The organism is Acidovorax sp. ST3, from assembly GCF_003231145.1.
Classification (GTDB): domain Bacteria; phylum Pseudomonadota; class Gammaproteobacteria; order Burkholderiales; family Burkholderiaceae_C; genus Acidovorax.
Genome location: NZ_QKVP01000128.1, coordinates 1 through 530, shown reverse-complemented (window position 1 = coordinate 530; position 530 = coordinate 1). Strand labels below are relative to the sequence as shown.

General features: G+C 70.2%; 1 protein-coding gene. It reads right to left on the bottom strand.

Annotation, left to right across the window (positions count from 1 at the left end):
* The coding region (locus DNK89_RS23940) for an ATP-binding cassette domain-containing protein (protein WP_153064356.1) at positions 1–287 on the bottom strand (287 nt) is incomplete at its 3' end.
* Between the last annotated feature and the right edge of the window lie 243 nt (positions 288–530).

The following is a 530-nucleotide window of genomic DNA, read 5'->3' as shown; positions in this document are numbered from 1 at the left end:
CAAGCCGTGCGGGTGGTCTTCAGTCCGTCGTGGTGGCCGAGCAGGTGCACGCCGCCGCTCCGGGCCTCGTCGGGATCGAGGTCGCCGGCCGCCCCGGCGAACCGCACCCGGCCCGCCGCCGGCCGCACGAAGCCGGCCACGGCGCGCAGCAGGCTGGTCTTGCCCGCGCCGTTGCGCCCGACCAGGGCGACGGCTTCGCCGGCGCGCAGGTCCAGGCCGAACCCGGCGAACAGCCGCCGGTCTCCGCGGTCGACGGCCAGGTCCTCGATATGCAGGCTGGAAATCATCCGCAGCGAATATCCACGCCGGCCGCATGGACGATTAATCCGCGCGGGTCTATGACACGCGCGGCCGTGCGAGGCCTACGCCGCGCCGGGGCGGACGCTGTGTGTCCGCTTCGAGCAGCGCTGGGTCTGGCGTCCGATGTTCGGGCGGCCTGGAACAGAGAGAAAGGTCCTTCTCCAATGGCGTCCAAAGACAGCCTGCAAACACGGCGCGAACTGAAAGTCGGCAAGCGCAAATACGTCTAT